This window comes from Cellulomonas biazotea (genome assembly GCF_004306155.1).
Classification (GTDB): domain Bacteria; phylum Actinomycetota; class Actinomycetes; order Actinomycetales; family Cellulomonadaceae; genus Cellulomonas; species Cellulomonas biazotea.
In genome coordinates this window covers 1-3,734 of record NZ_BIMR01000453.1, presented here as the reverse complement: position 1 = coordinate 3,734, position 3,734 = coordinate 1, and the positions used below count along the sequence as shown (strand labels likewise).

The window sequence follows — 3,734 nt, the reverse complement described above, 5'->3', positions numbered from 1 at the left end:
GGGCCGTCCGGACGACGCCGGCGGTGGGTCGCCGGCGGGGTGGCTCAGCCGAAGTGCGCCGGCAGCGTGGCCGACCACGCCTCGCGCGCCTCGGCGAGGGGGAGCGTGAACAGGCCCCGCACCTCGACCGCGGGCGCGTGCACGTGGTCGCCGTCGTCGACCGGCGTGCCGGCACCCGGGGTGCAGGTCTCCGCGGTCTCGCCCAGGCGCAGCGCCGGGACCCCGCGCGCGGTGCACAGGTCGAGCAGGCGGACCTCCTCCGAGCGCGGCACCGCGACGAGCGCGCGGCCCTGCGACTCCGAGAACAGGGCCTCGAACGGCGTCACGCCGTCCCGCGCGCACAGCGCGTCCAGGTCGACCTGCACGCCCGTGCCGTAGCGCAGGCTCGACTCGACGAGCGCGATCGCGAGACCGCCCTCGGACAGGTCGTGCGCCGCGTCGACGAGGTCGTCCCGCGCCGCCGAGACCAGGACCTGCGCGAGGCGACGCTCGGCGTCCAGGTCCGCCCGCGGCGGTGTGCCGCCCAGGTGGCCGTGCACGACGTCCGCCCAGGCCGAGCCGTCGAGCTCCGCGCGCGTCGTGCCCAGCAGGTAGACGGCCTGGCCCGGCGCGGTCCAGCCCGACGGCACCGCGTCCGCGACGTCGTCCAGCACGCCCAGCACGCCGACGACCGGCGTCGGGTGGATGGCCGAGTCGATCTTCCCCGGCTCGCCCGTGCCGTTGTACAGCGACACGTTGCCACCGGTCACGGGCACCTCGAGCACCTGGCACGCGTCCGCCAGGCCACGGATCGCCTCGACGAGCTGCCACATCGAGTCGGGGTGCTCCGGGCTGCCGAAGTTCAGGCAGTCGGTCACCGCGAGCGGACGGGCGCCCGTCGTCGCGACGTTCCGGTACGCCTCCGCGAGCGCCAGCTGCGCACCCGTGTACGGGTCGAGCTTGCCGTAGCGGCCGTTCGCGTCGGTCGCGAGCGCGACGCCCAGGCCGGACTGCTCGTCGACGCGGATGACGCCCGAGTCGTCGGGCTGCGCGAGCGCCGTGTTGCCCTGCACGAACCGGTCGTACTGGTTCGTCACCCACGACTTGTCCGCGAGGTTCGGGCTCGCGAGCAGCCGCAGGACGGTCTGACGCAGGTCCGCCGCGGTCGCCGGGCGGGCGAAGCGCGCCTCGTCCGTCACCGTGTCCGCGTTGAGCGCGTCCTGCCACGCCGGGCGCGCGTACGGGCGGTCGTAGACCGGGCCCTCGTGCGCGACGGTCTTCGGGTCGACGTCGACGATGCGCTGCCCGTGGTGGTCGATCGTCAGGCGGCCCGTGCCGGTGACCTCGCCGATCACCGCCGTCTCGACGTCCCACTTGCCGGTGATCGCCAGGAACGCGTCGAGCTTGTCGGGCGCGACGACCGCCATCATGCGCTCCTGCGACTCCGACATGAGGATCTCGCCGGCCGTCAGCGTGGGGTCGCGCAGCAGGACGTTCTCCAGGTCGACGTGCATGCCGCCGTCGCCGTTCGACGCGAGCTCGCTCGTCGCGCAGGAGATACCCGCGGCGCCCAGGTCCTGGATGCCCTCGACGACCTGCGCCGCGTAGAGCTCCAGGCAGCACTCGATGAGGACCTTCTCCATGAACGGGTCGCCGACCTGCACGGACGGCCGCTTCGACGGCTTGGTGTCGTCGAAGGTCTCGCTCGCGAGGATCGACGCCCCGCCGATGCCGTCGCCACCCGTGCGCGCACCGAACAGGACGACCTTGTTGCCCGCGCCCGACGCGTTCGCCAGGTGGATGTCCTCGTGCCGCAGGACGCCCAGGCACAGCGCGTTGACGAGCGGGTTGCCCTGGTACGAGGCGTCGAAGACGAGCTCGCCGCCGATGTTCGGCAGGCCCAGGCTGTTGCCGTAGCCGCCGACGCCCGCGACCACGCCGTGCACGACGCGCGCCGTGTCGGGGTGGTCCACCGCGCCGAAGCGCAGCTGGTCCATGACGGCGACCGGGCGGGCGCCCATCGAGATGATGTCGCGGACGATGCCGCCGACACCCGTCGCGGCACCCTGGTACGGCTCGACGTAGCTCGGGTGGTTGTGGCTCTCGACCTTGAAGGTGACCGCCCAGCCGTCGCCGATGTCGACGACGCCCGCGTTCTCGCCGATGCCGACGAGCAGGTGCTCCTTCATCGCCGGCGTCGTCTTGTCGCCGAACTGGCGCAGGTGCGTCTTGCTCGACTTGTACGAGCAGTGCTCGGACCACATGACGGAGTACATCGCGAGCTCGGCGGCCGTGGGACGACGACCCAGGATGTCGCGGATCCGCTGGTACTCGTCGGGCTTGAGCCCGAGCTCGGCGAACGGCTGCTCCTGGTCGGGCGTCGCCGCGGCGTGCTCGACGGTGTCGGACGTGGGTGCGGTGCGCGGGAGGTCCTGCGGGGATGCGGTGGTCATCGATTCCCTCGGTGGGGCGCGGACCGGCGCGAGGGGCCGGGGTCGCGGCGGGGTCGGCAGACGGGGACAAGGGTACCCGCGGCCACCGGACGCCTCCGGCCCGTCCACGGGCGGTGCGCGCGCAGGTTCTCACGCGACTCTCATCGCCCGGTTTCTCCGCATTGTCCGATTCCCGCCTAGGGTCGACGCGGGCGAGATCTTGACCGATCCAGTGGTCACGCCTGACGGTGCCGCCGTGGCGCGACGCCGTGCCCGCTCTGCCGCTCGTCCGTCGCCGAACCAGCCCGAGGTCCGATGCTCCACCGTGCCGCCGCCGCCGTCTCCCTCGCCTGCCTGCTCCTCGGGGGGAGCGCCGCCGCCGCGCACGCCGGAGGCTCCGACGACCCGACGCCGTACACCGTGACCGCCGAGGGCCTCACGCTGCCCGCCGGCCGCACGTTCGTCGAGCACGACCACGTCAACGTCCGCTACGTCGTCGACGGGGAGACGCGGTCCGCGATGCTGCACGTCCAGGCGGCGACCGCCCAGGGTGCGTTCGCCGGGCGCGGCGACGTCCGCTGGTCGGAGCTCGGGCTGCCCGAGCGGTACTGCGTCACGTGGGTCGAGGTCAGCGGGTACAACGAGCACTTCGGCGAGGGCGGCCAGCGGCCCGTCTGCACGTCGGACACGACCCCGCCGCCGCGCACCGCGGTCCCCGTCGCGCCGATCCCCGCCGAGCCCGCCACCCCCCCGGGCAGCGACGCGACCCCGACGCCGACCCCCACCCCCGAGCCGTCGCCGAGCGTGAGCGGCGCGGTCCTCGACACGTCGCCGGGCGCGACGCCCTCGGCGACCCCGAGCGCCACCCCCGACCCCCGCGCCGAGGTGCTGGCCGCCGGCGACGGCCCGTCCCGCGGCGGGCTCGCGATCACCGGCAGCGACGTGCTCATCCCGGTCCTCGGCGTCGGGACGGCCGCCCTGGCCGCCGGGATCGTGCTCCGCTCGCTGCACCGCCGCTCGCGCGGGACCGGGCCGGCGCACCGGCGCTGACGGACGCCGTCCGCCGGTCGGTCGGGCGGGAGCCGCCCGGCGGACGGGGACGAGTGGGGCGGGCCCGACATGCGAGGCCGGGGGCGTCGAGCGTGCGGCCGGTAGCGTCGGGGACGTGCCGTCACCGTCCTCGCCCACCCGCGGTCGACACCGGCGTGCGGCCGTCGGGCTGGCGGCGCTCGTGGTGCTCGCGGGGTGCGTGCCGGCTGGTGGTGCCGACGACGGCCGCGCGACGACCGCCCCGCCGACCGCGACCGCCACCACGCCGGCGAC

2 protein-coding genes are annotated in these 3,734 nt (G+C 75.0%); one reads left to right on the top strand and one right to left on the bottom strand.

Annotated features, from left to right (window positions below):
* Positions 1–44 precede the first annotated feature (44 nt).
* A complete protein-coding gene (purL, locus tag CBZ_RS20085; protein WP_130783196.1) occupies positions 45–2,432 on the bottom strand; it encodes a phosphoribosylformylglycinamidine synthase subunit PurL in 2,388 nt (795 codons plus the stop codon).
* Between the two features lie 294 nt (positions 2,433–2,726).
* Here purL and CBZ_RS20080 point away from each other — a divergent pair, with 294 nt between their 5' ends.
* On the top strand, positions 2,727–3,461 hold the full coding sequence (locus CBZ_RS20080; protein WP_130783195.1) for a hypothetical protein: 735 nt from the start codon (positions 2,727–2,729) through the stop codon (positions 3,459–3,461).
* The last annotated feature ends 273 nt before the right edge of the window (positions 3,462–3,734 follow it).

What these genes read in the sequence shown, in the direction of transcription:
- purL (WP_130783196.1), bottom strand. Translation starts at nt 2,432, where the DNA reads ATGACCACCGCATCCCCGCAGGACCTCCCGCGCACCGCACCCACGTCC.
- CBZ_RS20080 (WP_130783195.1), top strand. Translation starts at nt 2,727, where the DNA reads ATGCTCCACCGTGCCGCCGCCGCCGTCTCCCTCGCCTGCCTGCTCCTC.